At 65.4% G+C, this 19,106-nt stretch carries 15 protein-coding genes; 8 read left to right on the top strand and 7 right to left on the bottom strand.

The annotated features are described in order from the left end of the window. Positions 1-85: 85 nt before the first annotated feature. The 3 genes from AWB65_RS22550 to tauA are packed head-to-tail and all read right to left on the bottom strand — an operon-like array spanning position 86 to position 2,841. On the bottom strand, positions 86-1,003 hold the full coding sequence (locus AWB65_RS22550; protein ID WP_087669248.1) for an ABC transporter permease subunit: 918 nt from the start codon (positions 1,001-1,003) through the stop codon (positions 86-88). Next, entirely contained in the window at positions 996-1,811 is an 816-nt protein-coding gene (locus AWB65_RS22545) for a taurine ABC transporter ATP-binding protein (protein ID WP_087669247.1), read from the bottom strand. The genes AWB65_RS22550 and AWB65_RS22545 overlap by 8 nt, the downstream gene beginning before the upstream one ends. Before the next feature lie 28 nt (positions 1,812-1,839). Next, a complete protein-coding gene (gene tauA, locus AWB65_RS22540) occupies positions 1,840-2,841 on the bottom strand; it encodes a taurine ABC transporter substrate-binding protein (protein ID WP_087669294.1) in 1,002 nt (333 codons plus the stop codon). Between the two features lie 280 nt (positions 2,842-3,121). On the opposite strand from tauA, the gene pdxR reads away from it, so the two are divergent. From pdxR to AWB65_RS22520, 4 genes are all read left to right on the top strand, one after another. Next, the gene (gene pdxR, locus AWB65_RS22535; protein WP_087669246.1) at positions 3,122-4,636 is read left to right on the top strand and encodes a MocR-like pyridoxine biosynthesis transcription factor PdxR; all 1,515 of its coding nucleotides are present in this window, start codon (positions 3,122-3,124) and stop codon (positions 4,634-4,636) included. 153 nt (positions 4,637-4,789) lie between these two features. Continuing rightward, entirely contained in the window at positions 4,790-5,194 is a 405-nt protein-coding gene (locus tag AWB65_RS22530; protein WP_087669245.1) for a nuclear transport factor 2 family protein, read from the top strand. 17 nt (positions 5,195-5,211) lie between these two features. Then, on the top strand, positions 5,212-6,630 hold the full coding sequence (locus AWB65_RS22525) for an NAD(P)/FAD-dependent oxidoreductase (RefSeq protein WP_087669244.1): 1,419 nt from the start codon (positions 5,212-5,214) through the stop codon (positions 6,628-6,630). Between the two features lie 164 nt (positions 6,631-6,794). Continuing rightward, positions 6,795-8,228, top strand: coding sequence for an amino acid permease (locus AWB65_RS22520; RefSeq protein ID WP_087669243.1), 1,434 nt, complete (start codon positions 6,795-6,797; stop codon positions 8,226-8,228). 68 nt (positions 8,229-8,296) lie between these two features. On the opposite strand, the gene AWB65_RS22515 is transcribed toward AWB65_RS22520, so the two are convergent. Further along, on the bottom strand, positions 8,297-9,061 hold the full coding sequence (locus tag AWB65_RS22515; protein ID WP_087669242.1) for an IclR family transcriptional regulator: 765 nt from the start codon (positions 9,059-9,061) through the stop codon (positions 8,297-8,299). A gap of 212 nt (positions 9,062-9,273) precedes the next feature. Between AWB65_RS22515 and sauS the strand changes: the two genes are divergently transcribed. Genes sauS through AWB65_RS22500 form a run of 3 tightly spaced genes read left to right on the top strand, consistent with a single transcriptional unit; the run spans position 9,274 to position 13,700 of the window. Then, positions 9,274-10,707 (top strand): acylating sulfoacetaldehyde dehydrogenase, encoded by a 1,434-nt coding sequence (sauS, locus tag AWB65_RS22510; protein WP_087669241.1) that lies wholly within the window; start codon positions 9,274-9,276, stop codon positions 10,705-10,707. Next, positions 10,704-12,257 (top strand): AMP-binding protein, encoded by a 1,554-nt coding sequence (locus AWB65_RS22505; protein ID WP_087669240.1) that lies wholly within the window; start codon positions 10,704-10,706, stop codon positions 12,255-12,257. Before sauS ends, AWB65_RS22505 begins: the two co-directional genes overlap by 4 nt. Before the next feature lie 60 nt (positions 12,258-12,317). Further along, positions 12,318-13,700, top strand: a complete 1,383-nt coding sequence (locus AWB65_RS22500) for an MFS transporter (RefSeq protein WP_087669239.1) — start codon at positions 12,318-12,320, stop codon at positions 13,698-13,700. Positions 13,701-13,730: 30 nt separating this feature from the next. On the opposite strand, the gene AWB65_RS22495 is transcribed toward AWB65_RS22500, so the two are convergent. Together AWB65_RS22495 and AWB65_RS22490 are read right to left on the bottom strand one after the other, a co-directional pair. Then, positions 13,731-15,053, bottom strand: a complete 1,323-nt coding sequence (locus AWB65_RS22495; RefSeq protein ID WP_087669238.1) for an MFS transporter — start codon at positions 15,051-15,053, stop codon at positions 13,731-13,733. Positions 15,054-15,098: 45 nt separating this feature from the next. Beyond that, the gene (locus AWB65_RS22490; protein WP_087669237.1) at positions 15,099-16,730 is read right to left on the bottom strand and encodes a GMC family oxidoreductase; all 1,632 of its coding nucleotides are present in this window, start codon (positions 16,728-16,730) and stop codon (positions 15,099-15,101) included. Between the two features lie 319 nt (positions 16,731-17,049). Here AWB65_RS22490 and AWB65_RS22485 point away from each other — a divergent pair, with 319 nt between their 5' ends. Then, entirely contained in the window at positions 17,050-17,871 is an 822-nt protein-coding gene (locus AWB65_RS22485) for an IclR family transcriptional regulator (RefSeq protein WP_087669236.1), read from the top strand. A 123-nt stretch (positions 17,872-17,994) separates the two neighbouring features. On the opposite strand, the gene AWB65_RS22480 is transcribed toward AWB65_RS22485, so the two are convergent. Then, the gene (locus tag AWB65_RS22480) at positions 17,995-18,747 is read right to left on the bottom strand and encodes an IclR family transcriptional regulator (protein WP_025527925.1); all 753 of its coding nucleotides are present in this window, start codon (positions 18,745-18,747) and stop codon (positions 17,995-17,997) included. Positions 18,748-19,106: the final 359 nt, after the last annotated feature.

Genomic DNA, 19,106 nt, shown 5'->3' with positions numbered 1-19,106 from the left:
GGGTGCCCCCGCTGTGTCGTGATTCAGGAAGGGTCCGATTGTGGCACAGCGGGACCGCGAGCGGCATCGGACCTTCGTGGTCGCGTCATACGTGGCCCTTCCAAGGCACGAGCACGCGTTCGACATAACGCATCAGCGCATCGAAACAGAGCGCAAAGAAGCCGATCACGATGATGCCCATGATCACGACGTCGCTCGCGAGGAATTCGGCCGCGTTGAGCACCATGAAGCCGAGCCCGCTCGACGACGCGACCATCTCCGCCGCGACGAGCGTCGTCCAGCCGACGCCGATGCCGATCCGCATCCCCGTGAAGATCTCCGGCAGCGCCGACTTCATGATGACGTGAAAGACCACCTGCGTGCGCGATGCGCCCATCGAATACGCCGCGTGAATCTGCTCGATCGACACGGACCGCACGCCGGCGCGCGCGGCGATTGCGAGCGGCGCGAAGATCGCGAGGTAGATCAGCAGCACTTTCGAGAACTCACCGATACCAAACCAGATAATGATGAGCGGCAAGTAAGCGAGCGGCGGCAGCGGTCGATAGAACTCGATCGGCGGATCGAATGCGCCGCGCGCGATCCTCGACACGCCCATCATCACGCCGACCGGAATCGCCGTGAGGCAGGCGAGCGCGAACGCGCCGAACACGCGCAACAGGCTTACGCCGGTGTGCTGTGCGAGGGTCGAGTTGGCGAAGCCATCGGTGGCGACGACGAGGAACTTCGCGTACACCGCCTGCGGCGAAGGCAGGAAGAGCGGCTTGATCAGATGCAGGTTCGTCACCGCGAACCAGATTCCGATCATCGCGACGATCGTGACGAAGCTTGTCATCAGACTGCTGCCGTGACCCGGCACGCCGAACGCATCGCCAGGCTTGACGGGCTTCTTTGCGAGGATGCGCGAGCGGCGGCGCGGCGTGCGCGGCGGCGGGGCGGCGCTATCGGAGGACACGGGTTCGCGGGCGTGAAAGGGCGCGTGAATCGCTTTGGAATCAGACATGCGAGACCTCTTCGCGTGTGGCCTGCGACTTCTCGTCGCCGTAGATGATGCCGAGCACGCGCTCGCGCATCTCGATGAAATCGGGGCTCGACTTGACGGCACGCGCATCGCGTGTCGCGAGAAAGCGCCGGTTGAAATCGAGTTCGTAGGTATGCGTGATGCGCCCGGGACGCGGCGACATGACGATCAGCCGGCTCGCCAGAAAAAGCGCCTCCTCGACGCTATGCGTGATGAAGAAAAACATCTTGTTGGTCTTTGTCCACACGTCGAGCAGGAGTTCCTGAATGGTTTCGCGCGTGAGAGCGTCGAGCGCGGCCATCGGCTCGTCCATCAGCAGCATCGCCGGGTCGCAGGTGAGCGCGCGAGCGATGCCCACGCGCTGCTGCATGCCACCCGAGAGCTGGTAGATCATGTGCCTGTGAAAATCCTGCAGGCCGACGAGCGCGAGATTGCGCGCCGCGATCTCCTGCCGCTTCGCCTTCGGGACGCCCTGCAACTTGAGGCCGAACTCAGCGTTGTCGATCACGTTGAGCCACGGCAGCAGCGCGTGCTTCTGGAACACGACGCCGCGATCCGCGCCCGGTCCCGCCACCGGCTCGCCGCCGAGCAGCAGTTCGCCCGAACTCGGCGCGATGAAACCCGCCATCAACGAGAGCAGCGTGGTCTTGCCGCAACCCGAGGCGCCGAGCGCGACGACGAAGTCGCCCGAATCGATCGTCAGGTTGATGTTGTCGAGCGCGTGGACTCGCTCGCCCGCCCGGCGGCCGGGGAACACGACGCTCACGTCCTTCACTTTCATGCTTTCCATGCATCCTCCTGATTTGGCCGGCCGACGCTTACTTGAGTTTGAGGGCGGCGTCCGCGTAAGCGGGCGTCACGAACTTCGCGTAGTCGGGTGCGATCGTGCCAATACGCTTCTGCTCCTTGAGGAAGCCCGACGTGTCCTTCAGCGCGAGCGCCGCGCGGCTCGTCGCGCCGCCGCCGAGCCACTGCGGCGAAGCCTGGTCGGCGAGCGTCGGGTACGCGTAGAGCGAGAGCGAATCGGGCACGTCGGCGGGCGTGCCGCCGATCATCTTCGCGATCGCCGCGGCCTGCGGCGAACTCGCGCTCCATTGCGCTGGATTGCGTCGATACTGCTCGTCGGCATCGGCGATCGCCTTCACGAACTTCGCCATGAACTCCTTGTTGTCCTCGCCCCATTGACGATCGACCGCGATGCCGTCGAACGTCGGCTTGCCCAGCTTCGACAGATCGCCCGACGTGACGAGCACCTTGCCGCTCTTCTTCAGTTCGGCGAGCGCGGGATTCCACACGTAGGCGGCGTCGATGTCGCCGCGCTCCCACGCCGCCACGATCTGGTTCGGCTGCATGTTGAGAATCTTCACCTGCGACGGATCGACGCCCCAGTGCTGCAGCGCGAACATCGTGTGATAGTGGGTCGTGGACACGAACGGCACGCCGATCGTCTTGCCCTTCAGGTCGGCGGCCTTCGACACGTTGGCGCCGTTGCGCACGACCATCGCCTCGGCCTGGTTGATGTTGTCGAGGATCCAGACGAGTTGCAGGTCGAGCCCCTGGCTCACGGCGGCGGCGAGCGGGCTCGACCCGATCACGCCGACCTTCACGTCGCCCGAGGCCATCGCGGTGGCTACCTTCGCGCCGGATTCGAACTGGCGCCAGTTGATCTTGTAGCCCGTCGCCTTCTCGATCGACCCGTTGGCGATCGCGACGATCCACGGATCGACGATCTGCTGGTACGCGATCGTCACTTCCTTGTCGGCGGCGTGCGCGGGGTTGAGCACGAGCGCGGCGGCGCACGAAACGATGATGCGTTGCATCGCGCGGACGAGCCGCAAAGGCAATTTTGGTCGCTTAAGGTCTTGCATGTCGGGTCTCCAGGACGGGCTTCACGTGGCGGACACGCGGGCTTCTCGGAGACCGGCCGGGCTTGCCCCGATCGCCGATGCAGTGTCGATTCGAGTATCGTCATCTAAAAATTGGGCCAGTTAGTACCAGACGCGCCCGATCGTTGAGTCCACATTCGGCTGGTCTCACGCACGCGTCGTTGCGCGTTGCACAATGTGCCGCGCGATGTTTTGAGTCAACCAAGGAGGAAGCATGGCAAGCCGGATGTCTTCGGCAATGTGGACACAGCGGTTCCAGCGCCCGAATGAGTCGACCATCAGCCTGCAGGCGCAGATCCGCCAGATGCTGGTCGCCGCGATCCTCGACGGCCAGATTCCCGCCGATGCCGCCTTGCCGTCGAGCCGCGAACTGGCCGACCAGTTGAGCGTGGCCCGCAATACGGTGGTGCTCGCGTATCAGCAGCTCGTGGAAGAGGGCTATCTGATTTCGCGCGAGCGCAGCGGGCATTTCGTCAACCCGGCGATGCTCGAAGGGCAGCATGGCTTCATGCCGTCGGAGGTGTCGGAGGCCGGAGCGCTCGCGCGGCCCGACTGGGGCGCGCGCATGCGTCGCGCGCCGTCCGCGCAGCGCAACATCGTGAAGCCCGCGAACTGGCAGAAACACGAGTTTCCATTCATCTACGGCCAGTTCGATCAGGCGCTCTTTCCGACGAGCGACTGGCGCGAGTGCTGCATGAAGGCGCTTTCGGTGATGGAAATCCGCAACTGGGCGCCGGACCTGATCGAACGCGACGACGACACGCTCGTCCAGCAGATCCGCACGCGCGTGCTGCCGCGGCGCGGCGTGTTCGCGATGCCCGACGAGATCGTGATCACGATTGGCGCGCAGCAGGCGCTGTATCTGATCGGCGATTTGCTCGCGAACGAGCGCACGACGATCGGCTTCGAAAATCCCGGCTATCCGGACGCGCGCAACATCTTCGAGAACTGCGATGCGCCGCTGTTGCCGCTGCCCGTCGACGGCGGCGGCGTGCGGCCGCTGGAAGACCGCGCGCTGCTCGCGCAATGCGACTACGTCTACGTGACGCCGAGCCATCAGTGCCCGACCACCGCGACGATGCCGCTCGAACGCCGCCACGCGCTGCTGAACATGGCGCAGGAGCACGATTTCGTCGTGATCGAGGACGATTACGAGAGCGAGAACAACTTTTCCGGCGCGCCGCATCCGGCGCTCAAAAGCCTCGATACCGCCGATCGCGTAATCTACGTCGGCAGTCTCTCGAAGAGCTTCGCGCCGGGGCTCCGGCTCGGCTACGTGGTGGCGCCGCGCGAGCTGATTCGCGAGTTGCGCGCGCTGCGCCGGTTGATGGTGCGGCACCCGGCGGCTTATATCCAGCGCGCGTTCGCGACGTTTCTGTCGCTCGGCCATCACGACGCGCTGCTGCGGCGTCTCGCTTACGCGTACAAGGAGCGCGCGCAGGCGCTGATGACCGCGCTCGATACGCATTTGCCCGAAGCGCGCCACGTCCCGATCACGGGCGGCGCGTCGTGCTGGGTGGAAGGGCCGCCGTGGCTCGATGCGCGGCGTCTCGCGACGGAAGCGGAAGCGCGCGGCATCCTGATCGAACTCGGCGACGTGTTCTTCATGACCGGCCGCGAATCGCGCAACTGCTTTCGCATGGGCTTCTCGTCGATCAAGCTGGAAAAGATCGATGAAGGCGTGCGGATACTCGCCGAACTCGTCAGGGCGCAACGCCCGCAAGCCTGATCCGGCAAGGCTTTGCGCCGTGTCGGAGAAGCTGGCCCAAGCGAATGCCGGCATCTGGAGCTACCAAGGGAAGGGAGTGCTGGATAACGTGTCGATGAAGATGGCCGCATGCGCAACCGAATGCGGCCCACGATTCATCTGACAGGAGACAGCATGACCGAAACGCTCACGAAGGCGCCCGCCGTTACCGCCGACACGCTCGCCGCCTTTTCCGACGCATTCAACCGCCACGACGCCGACGCGCTGATGCGCTTCATGACCGAAGACTGCATCTTCGATGCCGCCGGCGGCAGCGAGATCCACGGCGCGCGCTTTACGGGCCGCGCGGCGGTGAAGGCGGCGTTCGAAGCCGTCTTCCGTACTTTCCCCGATGCGCACTGGGGCCACGGCCGGCACTACGTCGCGGGCGGACGCGGCGTCTCCGAATGGGTGTTCACGGGCACGCACGCGGAAGGCTGGCGCATCGAGGCCGAAGGCTGCGACCTGTTCGAATTCCGCGACGGCCTGATCGCGGTCAAGCGCGCGTTTCGCAAGGAACGTCCGAAGCAAGCCGCCTGAACCCTGGGAGATTCGCCATGAAAAACGGTGCGATTCATCTGGACGCGTCGGGGCCGTTCGCCCGCGAGGCAGGCGTCGATACCCGCTACGACCCGACCTACGATCCGCTCGTCTCGCCGGGCCCCGGCCAAGGCAAGCAGTACGCGCCGACCTACTGGGCCGCGACGGCCGGCACACCGCCGCCGGACGACGGCCCCGTCACGCAGGACATGGACGTCGATGTCGCGATCATCGGCGGCGGGTTCACGGGGCTGGCCACCGCGCTCTTTCTCGCGCGCGAGCACGGCATCAAGGCCGTCGTGCTCGAAGCGAACAAGGTGAGCTGGGGCTGCACGAGCCGCAACGGCGGACAGGGACAGAACGCGTCGGGGCGCCTGTCGCGCTCGCAGTGGATCGAACGCTGGGGCAAGGACGTCGCGCTCAAAATGCATCACGAGATCTACGAAGGCTTTGACACCTTCAAGTCGCTCGTCGCGCAGATCGATTGCGATCCGCAGACGGGCGGGCATTTTCTCGTCGCGCACCGGCCGCGCATCATGCAGGGGCTCGCCGCCGAGTCGAAGTTGTGGAAAGACGTATTCGGCTACCCGTCCGAACTGCTCAGTGCGGAGACGTTTCGCCGCGAATTCGTCAACGATTCCGAATCGGCGGGCGCGCTGCACGAACCGGAAGGAATCGGCGTGCATCCGCTCAAGCTCGCCTACGGCTATCAGCGCATGGCGCGGGAGCGCGGAGCGAAGGTTCATCCCGGCAGCCCGGTCATCGGCTGGCAGACGGTCAAGGGCGTGCATCATCTGCGCACGCCGGGCGGCATCGTGCGCGCGAAGGCCGTCGGTATCGCGACGGGCGCCTATACCGCGCCCGGCCTGCACGAGTCGCTGAAGAGCCGCATCATGCCGATCCTCTCGAATTCGATGGTGACGCGCCCGCTCACGCCCGCGGAACTCGAAGCCTGCAATTTCCGCACGACACAGGTGCTCACCGATACGCGCACGCTGCGTTTCTACTATCGCCTGCTGCCGGACAACCGCGTGCAGATCGGCAGCCGCAGCGCGATCACCGGCGCCGATGCCCCGAACGAGCGCCACTTCGAATTGCTCGTGAACGGGCTGCACCGGAAGTTCCCGGCGCTCAAGGGCATCCAGATCGATTACTCGTGGTGGGGCTGGGTCGACGTCAGTCACGACATGATGCCGCGCGTCTTTCAGCCCGATCCGAAGGAGACGGTGTACTACGCGCTCGGCTATGGCGGCAACGGCGTATCGTATTCGTCACAGGCGGGGCGGCGGCTCGCGGAGCGCATCGCAGGAAGAGGCGCGCACCAGACGCTGCCGATCTTCACGTCGCCGCTGCCGGGGCACATGTTCGCGCCGTTCAGGCGTATCGGGCAGCGGATGCTCTATCACCTGTATTACAGGCGCGACGAAAAGAAATAGGCACGCGCAGCCGGAATCTTCTTCCCTATAAAAACGAAGCGGGGTGCGGACGCGGTGAGCGATCACCGGCGCCCGGCCACTCACGCGCTCATGGGCGGCGCCCGTCGCGAGGCTTTTCACGACGCACGCGGGACGCCGCCCCGATCAGGATATGGAGGCGACACATGCAAGAACCAGTCAACGGAAGCGAACTGAAGTGCGGACTCAAACAGCGGCACATGACGATGATCGCGCTGGGAGGCGTGATCGGGGCAGGGCTCTTCGTCGGCAGCGGCGTGGTGATCAGGCAGGCGGGACCGGCTGCGATCATCTCGTTCCTGCTGACGGGCGGGCTCGTGGTTCTCGTCATGCGGATGCTGGGTGAGATGGCGTCGGCGATGCCCGCCGTCGGATCGTTCTATGAATACGCGCGTCTCGCATTCGGCGAGCGGCGCAAGTCGGGCGAGCTGGCCGGGTTTCTCACCGGCTGGATGTACTGGTACTTCTGGGTGATCGTCGTCGCGGTGGAGACCGTGGCGGGCGCGCATCTCGTCCAGTTCTGGCTGCCGGACGTGCCCGCGTGGGTCATCGGCCTCGTGCTGCTTGTCACGCTCACGCTGACCAATCTCGTCTCCGTCGGCAGTTACGGCGAGTTCGAGTTCTGGTTCGCGTCGGTGAAGGTCGCGGCGATCATCGTGTTCCTGTTCGTCGGCACGCTCTTCGTGCTCGGCATGTGGCCGGGCGCGGGGCAGGCCGCGCTGCCTCTTGCGTCGATCAGCGCGAACGGCGGCTTCATGCCGAACGGCATCGGGCCGGTGCTCTCCGGCGCGGTCGCGGCGACGGGCTTCTATTTCGGCGCGGAGATCGTGACGATCGCGGCCGCCGAGGCGCACGAGCCGGAGCGCGCAGTCGCGAAGGCGACGAACTCAGTGATCACGCGCGTACTCGTGTTCTATGCGGGCTCGATCCTGCTCGTCGTCGCGATCGTGCCGTGGAATTCGCCGGGCATGGCGACGCCCTACGTCAGCGCGCTCGAGGCAATGCGCATTCCGGGCGCCGCACATCTGATGAACGCGATCATCCTGACGGCGGTGCTGTCGGCGTTGAATTCCGGGCTGTACGCGGCGTCGCGGATGATGTTCGCGCTCACGCGTCGTGGCGATGCGCCGCGTGCGCTCGCGAAGGTGAACAAGCGCGGCGTGCCGGTGCGCGCGATTTTGATGGGGACACTGTTCGGGTATGTGTCGGTGGTGATGTCGTATATCTCGCCGGATACGGTGTTCGCGTTTCTCGTCAACTCGTACGGGACGGTGGCGATTTTCGTGTACCTGCTGATCGCGCTGTCGCAACTCAAACTGCGCGCGCGCCTCGAACGCGATGCGCCGGGCAAGCTGCGCGTGAAGATGTGGTGCTTTCCGTATCTCACGTGGGTCGCGATCGCAGGGATGATCAGCATCATCGTGGCGATGGCGTTCATTCCGGATCAGAGAAAGCCGCTGTGGTTCGGCGTGGCGAGCGTGGCGGTGCTGCTCGTGGTGTTCTGGCAGAGGAATCGGTGGAGGAAAGGAGATGGGGAGTTCGGAGTGGGGCGAGTAGAGGCGCGGCCGGTCAGGCGGTGAAGGGGCGCGCTGTAACGGCGCAGACCGTGCATCCATCTGGGGCCGCTTTCGAAGAAAAGCGGCCCTGCTCACATCTGAAACGTCCGCGCCGTCTCTGCCGCCACCTGCCTCAGTTCCGGCACGAACGCGAGCAGATCGTCCATCGACACCCGCCCGACTGGCGCCTGTACCGCGATCGCCGCGCACGCGCGGTTGCGGTCGAGCATCACCGGCACCGCGATCGCGATCAGTCCCTGCAAGTGCTCCTGATCGTTGATCGCGAGCAGCCGCCGGCGTGTCGCTGCAAGCTCGCGGCGCAGCACCTCGCGATCCGTGATCGTGCGTTCCGAATACGGCCGTAGCGGCAGCGTATCGATTATGCGTTCACGCCGTTCCTTTGGCAGGAAACTGAGCAGCAGCTTGCCGCTCGCCGAACAATGCAGCGGCACGTGCGACCCCGCCTGCAGATGCATGCGCAGCGGCCACTCCGTCTCCACGCGATCCACGTACACCACGTCGTTGCCGGCGAGCATCGTCAAATTGCACGTCTCGCCGACCTTCGCGACGAGCTGCTCCAGCAGCGCATGCCGCGCCGCCGCCGGTCCCGCGTGCATCAGCACGTTCACGGCGAGCGAGCGCACGCGCGGCGAGCATTCATAAAGCCGGTCGCCCGCGCCGCGCATCACGAGGTACGCGTCCATCAGTTGCACGAGGATGCGATGCACCGTCTGCTTCGGCAGGCCGAGCGCATCGACGAGTTCTGTCATGGACAGCGGACGCCCCGCTTCCGCGAGCGTCTCGAGTACGCGAAACGCCCGCACCGCAGCGGCGTTCGATTGATTGGATGCCGACATTCCGTCTCCTGAACATCGTGTGCGCCGCTTGTTCCTGCGACTTTGTTTGCATCGACTTTAGCGTTTTTCGGGACCGGTGAAAGTCCCGAATTTCGCTGATTCCGTGACTCCCGCGCGAGCAGTGAGGGATTGTCAGGAAAACGGGACCGCGCGCCGCGCGCCGCTCGCTAGATTGAAGTCACTTTCAACTCTCAAGCGACGGAGCGAACCGTATGAACGTAAAAGCCACCACCGCGGAAACCATGCAGCGCGACGTCGGACGGGTCGTCGGCGAACTCGTGGCGCGCGCCCGGCACGCGCAGCGCGACTTCCAGTTCGCCGGGCAGGACGCCCTCGATGCCGCCGCGAACGCCGCCGCCTGGGCCATCATGGAACCGTCGCGCAATCGTCGTCTGGCGGAACTCGCCGTCGCCGACACCAGCCTCGGCAACGCCGACGACAAGTTTCGCAAGAACTATCGCAAGACGCTCGGCTTGCTGCGCGACCTGCACGGACAGAAGACCTGCGGCGTCATCGCGCGCGACGACGCCGCCGGCATTGTCGAGATCGCGCGGGCGGTTGGTGTCGTCGCGGCGATCACGCCTTCGACCAACCCCGCCGCCACGCCCGCGAACAAGATCGTCAACGCGCTGAAGTGCGGCAACGCGGTGATCGTGGCGCCGTCGCCGAAGGGGTACACGTCGTGCGCGCTGCTCGTCGGCTTCATTCACGAGCAGCTCGCGAAGGCGGGGCTCGCCGCCGATCTCGTGCAAGTACTCCCGCCGCCGATCAGCAAGGCCGCGACCGCCGAATTGCTGCGCCAGTGCGACCTCGTCGTCGCGACCGGCTCGCAGGCGAACGTCCGCATGGCCTACGCGAGCGGCACGCCGGCGTTCGGCGTCGGCGCGGGAAACGTCGCGTCGATCGTCGCGGCATCGGCTGATCTTGACGACGCCGCGCGCAAGATCACGCGCTCCAAAACCTTCGACAACGCGACAAGCTGCTCGTCGGAAAACAGCGTCGTGATCGAGGAGACTGTCTACGCGCGCATGCTCGAAGCGCTTGCGTCGAACGGCGGCGTGCTGCTTGACGCCGCGCAGAAGGCGCGCCTGCAAGCCGCGATGTGGCACGACGGCAAGCTCGCCGCCGAGTGCACCGCGAAGTCGGCAGCGCAGATCGCGCGGCTCGCCGGGCTCGATGACATCGCCGCGGGTCAGCCGGCCTTCCTGATGGTGGAGGAGAGCGGCTTTGGCGCGGAGCATCCGTTCTCTGGCGAGAAGCTCGCGCCGGTGCTCGCGGTCTACCGCGCGCACGATTTCGACGATGCCGCGCGCGTCGTCCAGCAAATCTACGCGTATATGGGCGCGGGGCATTCGGTCGGCCTCCATTCGGGCGATCCGGGGCAGGCCGTGCAACTCGGCACGACCTTGCCGGTCGCGCGGGTGATCGCGAACCAGGCGCATTGCCTGGCTACCGGCGGCAACTTCGACAACGGTCTGCCGTTCTCGCTCTCGATGGGCTGCGGCACCTGGGGACGCAACAACTTCTCGTCGAATCTCGGCTTTCGCCAGTACATGAATACGACGCGTGTCGCGTTTCCGGTCGAAGAGCGCGTGCCCGAACTCGACGACCTGCTCGGCGACTTTTTCGCGAGGTACGGCCGATGAACACGCCGACAACCCTCCGCGCGCTGATCGATGAGCGCGCACGGCAGTTCCCCGACAAGCCCTTTCTGCTCGGCCCGGCGGAAGACGGCAGCACCGAGGTTCTCACGTTCGGCCAGTTGCGCGACGCATGCGACACGCTCGCGACGAGTTTCGCCGATGCGGGGCTCAACCCCGGCGACGTGATCTCTGTCTACATGGGCAACGGCCTCCAGACCGCAACGCTCCTGCTCGCCGCGATGTACGGCGGCTACGTGGCGAATCCGGTGAACCTGCTGTGCCAGCCGTCGCAGGTGCGCTATATCGTCGAGCACTCGGATACGCGCGCGATCTTCGTGTCGCGCGAATCGGGGGAATCGATCGATGCGGCTCTCGCCGAGTTGCGCACGCAAGGGTTCGAACGCGAACTCCTCGTGATCGAAACGCAAACGAACAAAGTCGCGCAACCCGCCTTCGCCGGCGAGAGCGTAGAAACCGAGCAGCCCCCGATCGAACCAAGCGACGTCGCGCTGCTCATGTATACGTCCGGCACGACCGGCGCGCCGAAGGGCGTGCTGCTCACGCATCGGAACCTGCTCGCGAACGCGCGCAACATCACCGCCGAGCATCGGCTGGGTGGCGACGATCGCGTGCTCGCGTCGCTGCCGCTTTATCACATCAACGGCCTCGTCGTGACGCTCATCGCGCCGCTTTTTCATGGCGGCTCGGTCGTGATGGCGGAGCGTTTTTCCGCGCGCACATTCTGGCGCGACGTCGCGCGCCATCGCTGCACCTGGATCAACGTCGTGCCGACGATCGTCGCGTATTTGCTCGATCGCGACGAACGCGACCCGCAAGACGCCTTCGATCTCGCTGCGCTCAGGTTTTGCCGCAGCGCGTCGGCGGCGCTGCCGGCCGAGCATCACCGCGCGTTCGAGGCGCGCTTTCACGTCGGCGTGATCGAGACGATGGGCATGACGGAAACCGCCGCGCCCGCCTTCAGCAATCCCTACGACGCGACGCGGCGCCGCATCGGCAGCATCGGGTTGCCGTCGGGCGGCGAGGCCCGCGTGATCGATGTGGAAGGCCGCGACTGCGCGCCCGACGAATGCGGCGAGATCGTGCTGCGCGGCGAGCAGGTGACGCGCGGCTACTACAAGCGGCCCGAGGAGACGCGCGCGGCCTTCACCGCCGACGGGTGGCTCCGCACCGGCGACCTCGGCTTCCGCGATGCCGACGGCTACTACTACATCAACGGCCGCGCGAAGGAACTGATCATCAAGGGCGGCGAGAACATCGCGCCGCGCGAGATCGACGAGGCGTTGCTGCGGCACCCCGGCGTGCTGGAGGCGGCGGCGGTCGGCGTGCCGGATGCGGCCTACGGACAGGAGATCGTCGCGTTCGTCGTCGCGCGCGAGGCCGGCGGGGCGAATCCGCTCGATGCCGCCACGCTGCGCGATCACTGCCTGCGCGAACTCGGCCGCTACAAGACACCGAAAGAATTTCGCCTCGTGACCGAACTGCCGCGCGGCCCGTCGGGCAAGGTCCAGCGGCTGAAGCTGTTGCAGACGTAGACGCATCCGCCAACTTGGCGCAGGACCACGACCGTCATATATAAAGAGACAGGAGACAGCATGGAAAAGCACACCAGGCGCGTTAAAACGCGCCATATCATCCTCGCGGTGATGTGCCTGATGTATTTCATCTCGTACATCGATCGCGTGAACATCGCGGTCGCCGGGCCGATCATCCGGCAGGAGATGGGCCTGACCTCCGGCCAGCTCGGCCTCGTGTTCTCGGCGTTCGCGTATCCGTATGCGGTGATGCAGATCGTCGGCGGCTGGCTCGCGGACAAGTACGGCCCGAAGCGCGTGCTCACCATCCTCTCGCTGATCTGGGGCGTCGCCACGCTCGCCACTGGTTTCGCCGGCAGCGTCGCGATGCTGGTCGGGCTGCGCTTTCTGCTCGGCATCGGCGAGGGCGGCGCGTTCCCGACCGCGACGCGTGCCTTCACGTACTGGATGCCCGTCGCCGAGCGTGGTTTCGCGCAAGGCATCACGCACAGCTTCGCGCGCTTGGGCGGCGCGGTGACGCCGCCGCTCGTGCTCGCCGTCGTCGCGTTCGGCGGATGGCGCGACGCGTTTTTGATGCTCGGCGTCGCGAGCCTCGCGTGGACCGTGCTCTACATGTGCTTCTTCACGAATTCGCCGGAGCAGCATCGCCGCATCACGCCCGAGGAGACGGCGGAGATCGGCTATCGCAAGGGCGACTGCGACCGCGCGAAGCACGCCGCCACGCCGTGGCGCAAGCTGGTGCGCCGCATGTGGCTCGTGACCGTCGTCGATTTTTGCTATGGCTGGCTGCTGTGGGTCTACCTGACGTGGATGCCGTCTTACCTCAAGGAATCGCGCGGCTTCGACCTGAAGCAACTCGCGCTCTTCACCGCGTTGCCGCTCCTCGCGGGCGTGATCGGCGATACGCTCGGCGGCGTGATCTCCGACAAGCTCTACAAGGCGACCGGACGGCTGCGGTTCGCGCGTTGCTCGGTGCTCGTCGTCGGCATGGGCGGCTCGCTCGCGTTCCTCGTGCCGGTGGTGTCCGCCGCCGATCCGGTCACTGCCGTGCTGTTCCTGTCGGCGTCGTTCTTCTTCCTGGAGATCACGAATCCCGTGCTCTGGACCCTGCCGCTCGATATCGCGGGCAAGTACGCGGGCACCGCGGGCGGCATGATGAACACGGGCTTCGGCGTGGCGGGCATGATCTCGCCGGTGGTGTTTGGCTACATGATCCAGGAGACCGGCAGCTACAACGTGCCGTTCACGATCTCCGCCTGCCTGCTCGCGGTGGGCCTCGTCGCCGCGCTCTTCATCGATACGTCGAAGACCGTCGAGGCGGACGAAGAGCGCGAGGAACGCGAGGGCCTCTCGCTCGGCGGCGAGCCCGCGTTCGTGCACGCGGGGCAGGGTGTGCGGATGGAGCGGCATCATCTGCGGCGGCCGTTGCGCTGGAAGAAGTAATCGGTCTGGGACGCGCGGTTTGCCGTGCGCTTACCGCGTTTCCCATTCGACACGCCGCACCGCCGCGCGTCCCCGGTTGCCGATCCACGCTGCCGACAATGCGCTCACGAGCGCCGAGAAGAGCACGTAGATGCAGATGAGCCACGGTTCGCCATCGCCCTTGCGCAGCAGGAAGGTCGCGACGATCGGCGTGATGCCGCTCGCGAAGATGCCCGAGAACTGATAGACGAACGAGATGCCCGAATAGCGGACCTTGGCGTCGAACAGTTCGGCGAAGAGCGCCGCTTCCGGACCGTACACCGATGCATAGAACACGCCGAACGGAATGACGATCGCGAGCCAGATCAGAAGCGTGTGGTCGCTGCCGTGCTTCATCAGCCAGAAGCCGCCGAACGCGGAGAGGCCGGTGACGAGCGATCCCCAGAAGTAGATGCGCGTGCGGCCGACGCGATCCGAGAGATGCCCGAAGAACGGGATCGTGAACATCATCACGACGGCCGCCGCCATTACGCCGAGCAAGGCATCGGTGCGACCGACCTTGAGCGTCTGCGTCAGATAGACGATCGAAAACACGCCGAACACGTTGAAGAACACGCCGTCGATGAAACGCGCGCCCATGCCGGCGAGCACGTTGCCCGGATACTTGCTGAGCACTTCGCCGATCGGCAGCTTGATCTGCTCGCCCTTTTGCTTGACCTTCGCGAACTCGGGCGTTTCCATCACGTTCAGGCGAATGTACATGCCGATCGCAACCAGCACGATCGACAGCACGAACGCCAGCCGCCAGCCCCACGAGAGAAACTGCTCGTTGGTCAGGAACGACGACAGTGCCGCCACGACGCCCGAGGCGACGCACAGCCCGAGCGCGAGCCCGATCTGCGGGATGCTCGCGTAGAAGCCGCGCTTGTCCTTCGGCGCGTACTCGAACGACATCAGCACGGCGCCGCCCCATTCGCCTCCGAGCCCGATCCCCTGCGCGACGCGCAAAAGAAGCAGCAGCGCCGGCGCCCATAGCCCGATCTGGTCGTAGGTCGGCACGAGCCCGATCAGCACGGTCGCGACGCCCATGATCATCAGCGTCATCACGAGCATGCTCTTGCGGCCGAGCTTGTCGCCGAAGTGGCCGAAGATCACGCCGCCGAGCGGCCGGCTCAGGAAGCCCACGGCGAAGGTGCCGTAGGCGAGCATCGTCGAGACGAGCGGATCGTCGCTCGGGAAATACAGCTTGTTGAACACGATGCCGGCCACCACGCCGTACAGGAAAAAGTCGTACCACTCGATCGTCGCGCCGATCAGGCTCGCCGTCACGACCCGCCTGATCTGCTTCGCTTCGTTGCGCTTCGTCTGCTCCATGTTGCGTCTCCTTATAGGGTTGCCGCGTGGTTTTCCACGTCGGTGTCAAAGCACTTCTTCGAGCACAGATTGCGCGACCGGCTGCTTCCGGTCGGCGCGGATCATGTCCGCCGCCTTCTCCGCGATCATGATCACGGGCGCGTTCGTATTGCCCGACACAAGTTCCGGCATCACGGACGCATCGACGACGCGTAGCCTTCCCAGCCCGTGCACGCGCAGACGATCGTCGACGACGGCGAGCGCGTCGCGGCCCATGCGGCAGGTGCACGCCGGGTGATAGATCGACTGGCTGTGGCGGCGCGCGGCGTCGAGCAGTTCGGCGTCGGTCTGGTACTGCGCGCCCGGCACGAACTCCGAAACGATATGAGGCGCGAGCGACGGCGCCTCGGCAATGCGCCGCGCCACCTTGATTCCGCCGACGACGACCGCGTGATCGCGTTCGTCGGACAGATAGTTGGGATGGATCGCCGGATACTGGAGCGGATGCGTCGAGCGGATCTCGACGCTGCCGCTGCTGTGCGGCCGCAACTGACACACGGATGCCGTGAACGCCGAGAAGCGGTGCGCGCCTTCGCCGGGTTTGTCGGCGCTGAGCGGCTGCATGTGGAACTGGATGTCGGGCCGCTCGACGTCAGGCCGCGAGCGCGTGAAGATCGCGACCTGGCTCGCCGCGAGCGTAAGCGGGCCGGTGCGCCACAGCGCGTATTGCAGGCCGATCCACGCCTTGCGCAGCGGGTTGTTCACCTCGTCGTTGAGCGTGCGCTCGCGCGTCTTGAAGACGAGCCGCACCTGCAGGTGGTCCTTCAGATTTTGTCCGACGCCCGCGAGTTCGTGACGCACGCGCACGCCGGCGCGGCGCAGCACGTCGGCGGGACCGACGCCCGAGTTCTGCAGAATCTGCGGCGAACCGATCGCACCGGCCGCGAGGATCACTTCGGCGCGCGCGCGGGCTGTGCGCACTTCGCCGTCGCGCATGTATTCGACACCGACCGCCTGCGCGCCTTCGAACAGCACACGCGTCGTCTGCGCGCGCGTTTCGACGACGAGATTCGCGCGGTCCTTCGCGGGCTTGAGAAAGCCTTTTGCAGTGCTCCAGCGAAAGCCCTTGTAGGCCGTCTGCTGAAAATAGGCGACGCCTTCCTGCGTGGCGCCGTTGTAGTCATCGTTGAACGGAATGCCGATATCCTGCGCCGCCGCGATGAAATGCTCCGCGATCGGCCGACGCAGCCGCAGATCCGATACCTTCAGCGGGCCGCCCACGCCGTGATATTCGCTCGCGCCGCGTTCCTGATCCTCGGATTTTTTGAAGTAGGGCAGCACGTCGGCATAACTCCAGCCGCGGTTGCCGAGTGCGGCCCAGTGGTCGTAGTCCTCGCGCTGTCCGCGCACGTAGAGCAGGCCGTTGAGCGAACTCGATCCGCCCAGCACCTTGCCGCGCGGCCAGTCGAGTTGCCGCCCGGCGATGCCCGCATCCGGCTCCGTGCGATAGCACCAGTCGTACTCGGGATCGTGCATCGTCTTGAAGTAGCCGACCGGGATGTGAATCCACGGATTGTTGTCCGGGCCGCCCGCTTCGAGCAGCAGCACCCGGACGTCCGGGTCTTCGCTCAGGCGGTTGGCGAGAACGCAGCCAGCAGAGCCCGCGCCGACCACGATGTAGTCCACTTCGAACGACATGATTCCTGTCTCCTTTCGACCTGGCGTTATCGCTGGTCTTTTCTTCAACCCTTTGGAACGGGTTGTTCCGTTTTGTTAGCTTTCAATGTCGTGGAATCGGCTCGCGATGCCAAGTGGAAAACGCTTCGGCCGCGAAAAGTGGAACGGAATTTGATGAATTCGTTTCAGAATTTAAGGTGAGCCTTGGCTGCGCTCATGTGGCACGAGGCCGGGCGCCACGATTTTCGGCGTCGCCAGCCAATTAAAAAATGATATATTTTGTTCTGGTTTAATCAAACCCGGTCGACGTGGCCGGTCACGGCAAGGAGCCCCGCGCCCGATGAACGAGACCTCGCTTTCCCCCGGCAAAAACCACCAGTCGAATGAAGACAGCCGCGTCCTGCGAGCGCTGTCGATCCTCGATCAGCTCGCGGTCGCCGGGCAGCCTTTCACGTTGTCGCAACTCTCGGCGCGGCTGCATATTCCGAAGGCGACGCTCACGCGCCTCATCGAATCGCTCGAAGTGCAAGGCTACGTCATGCACCTGCCGGATTCGCGTGGCACGGATCGCGGCATCACGCTGGGTCCGCGCGCGGCGCAACTCGCGCTCGCGACGCTCGGCAGCAGCAGCTTCACGCGTGCGTGCCGGTCGCTGCTGCGCGGGCTGGTGGAGACGCTCGGCGAGACCTGCAACCTGACCGCGCTCGATGGCGATACCGTGCTCTACATCGAACGGGTCGAGACGAACGAGCCGCTGCGACTGCACATGCAGCCGGGCATGCGCGTGCCGCTGCACTGCACCGCAAGCGGCAAGCTGTTTCTCTCGCAGATGACGCGCGCCGAGCGCAGCGCGGTGCTCGCGCGCCTGCCGCTCACGCGGATGACCTATCGGACGCTCACAGATGCGAGCCTGCTCGAAGCGGAGCTCGACCGGCTGTCCGCGCGCGGCGTGGGCATCGATAACGAGGAGTTCGTGCGGGGCATGGTGGCGGTCGCCGTGCCGGTGCGCGACGAGGAGGGCAAGCACGTACTGGCGTCGCTCGCCGTGCATGCGCCGACGGCGCGCTCGAGTCTCGAAGATCTACTGAAGGCCGTGCCGAAGCTGAAGGAGGCGTCGCTGCGGTTCGCACCGCTCCTGCATAAGGCGGACGGGGCAGGCTAGGTCACGGTCAGGTCGTGTTTACATCGTTTGATGCGCTTGTGCTTCGATGGAGCGCATCAAACGCCGTTGAACAAACCACACCATGAGCGCCATCGTAACCAGCTAGCGGCGTGGGCTGAACGATCAGAACGTGGAAGCCAGCTCGCGGGCCGCTTCCTGCAAGCGCGGCACGAATTCCAAAGCCCGCGAGAGCGGCGCGCGCGACACGGGCGCATGCACGGCGATCGCGGCAACGCACTGATTTTGCGCATCGACGACGGGCGCCGCCACGCACACGATGCCGACGACGAATTCCTCGTTGTCCACCGCGATGCCCTTGTGCGCAGCGCGATCGAGTTCGGCTTCGAGCAGTTCGGGATCGGTGAGCGTATTGGGTGTGAAGCGCTTCAACTGCAGCGCACGCACGAGCACCGCGCGCTCGCTGGCGGGCAGCATCGCGAGCAGCAGCTTGCCGCTCGCGCTGCAATACGCGGGCACATGCGAGCCGGGCTTGAGGTCCAGCCGCAGCGGCCACGGCGCCTCGACGCGATCGAGATAAAGCACTTCCGTCTCGTGCAGCATCGTGAGGTTGCAGGTCTCGCCGAGATCGGAGACGAGGCGCGTCAGGATCGCGTGTCGCAGACGCCGCGCGCCGGAATGCATCATCACGCCGAGGCCGAGCTGCGCGAGACGCGGCCCGATCACGTATGCGTTCTTCTGGCCGGGCTCGCGGATCACGAGACCGCCCGCTTCGAGCGATGCGAGCATGCGGTGCAGCGACGCCTTGGGCGCATCGATCTCGTGGGCGATGTCCGCGAGCGACACGGGACCATCGGCGGCGACGAGATGTTCGAGCAGCGCGAACGCACGCAGGGTCGGGGTGTCCGCTTTTTTCATGTCTGCCGTTCCGGAAAATGGATCGGTAGCATTGTACTCAAAGGGGCTGTGGCTAGGTTTCGACGCGATTTCGGACGTGTCCGCGACGTCCACGGGATCGGCGGAAAACGGAAAGCCGGATTCGAGGTTCATGGCGGGCCTTTGGTTACATCATGCGAATATGGAACGAAACACGCCGGAAACTGTTGGCCTCCGGCCCGATTCAGCGATTAGACGTAGTCCTTGTACTTGTCGAGCATGCGTACGGGCTTGGCGAGTGCATCGCGGCGGAACGGATCGCCGAGTTCGCGTGTGCACATGATCTCGATGATCGTCGTCTTGCCGTGGTTCATCTGCAGATCGATCGCGCGCTTCAACGC

The sequence above is a fragment of the Caballeronia humi genome (assembly GCF_001544475.1).
Classification (GTDB): Bacteria; Pseudomonadota; Gammaproteobacteria; order Burkholderiales; family Burkholderiaceae; genus Caballeronia; species Caballeronia humi.
The sequence above is the reverse complement of the archived record's forward strand: the minus strand, read 5'-3'. Positions and strand labels throughout refer to the sequence as shown.

Bases quoted from the DNA above. Each gene is read 5' to 3' on its own strand.
- AWB65_RS22550 (WP_087669248.1), bottom strand. From the start codon at position 1,003: ATGTCTGATTCCAAAGCGATTCACGCGCCCTTTCACGCCCGCGAACCC.
- AWB65_RS22545 (WP_087669247.1), bottom strand. From the start codon at position 1,811: ATGGAAAGCATGAAAGTGAAGGACGTGAGCGTCGTGTTCCCCGGCCGC.
- tauA (WP_087669294.1), bottom strand. From the start codon at position 2,841: ATGCAACGCATCATCGTTTCGTGCGCCGCCGCGCTCGTGCTCAACCCC.
- pdxR (WP_087669246.1), top strand. From the start codon at position 3,122: ATGGCAAGCCGGATGTCTTCGGCAATGTGGACACAGCGGTTCCAGCGC.
- AWB65_RS22530 (WP_087669245.1), top strand. From the start codon at position 4,790: ATGACCGAAACGCTCACGAAGGCGCCCGCCGTTACCGCCGACACGCTC.
- AWB65_RS22525 (WP_087669244.1), top strand. From the start codon at position 5,212: ATGAAAAACGGTGCGATTCATCTGGACGCGTCGGGGCCGTTCGCCCGC.
- AWB65_RS22520 (WP_087669243.1), top strand. From the start codon at position 6,795: ATGCAAGAACCAGTCAACGGAAGCGAACTGAAGTGCGGACTCAAACAG.
- AWB65_RS22515 (WP_087669242.1), bottom strand. From the start codon at position 9,061: ATGTCGGCATCCAATCAATCGAACGCCGCTGCGGTGCGGGCGTTTCGC.
- sauS (WP_087669241.1), top strand. From the start codon at position 9,274: ATGAACGTAAAAGCCACCACCGCGGAAACCATGCAGCGCGACGTCGGA.
- AWB65_RS22505 (WP_087669240.1), top strand. From the start codon at position 10,704: ATGAACACGCCGACAACCCTCCGCGCGCTGATCGATGAGCGCGCACGG.
- AWB65_RS22500 (WP_087669239.1), top strand. From the start codon at position 12,318: ATGGAAAAGCACACCAGGCGCGTTAAAACGCGCCATATCATCCTCGCG.
- AWB65_RS22495 (WP_087669238.1), bottom strand. From the start codon at position 15,053: ATGGAGCAGACGAAGCGCAACGAAGCGAAGCAGATCAGGCGGGTCGTG.
- AWB65_RS22490 (WP_087669237.1), bottom strand. From the start codon at position 16,730: ATGTCGTTCGAAGTGGACTACATCGTGGTCGGCGCGGGCTCTGCTGGC.
- AWB65_RS22485 (WP_087669236.1), top strand. From the start codon at position 17,050: ATGAACGAGACCTCGCTTTCCCCCGGCAAAAACCACCAGTCGAATGAA.
- AWB65_RS22480 (WP_025527925.1), bottom strand. From the start codon at position 18,747: ATGAAAAAAGCGGACACCCCGACCCTGCGTGCGTTCGCGCTGCTCGAA.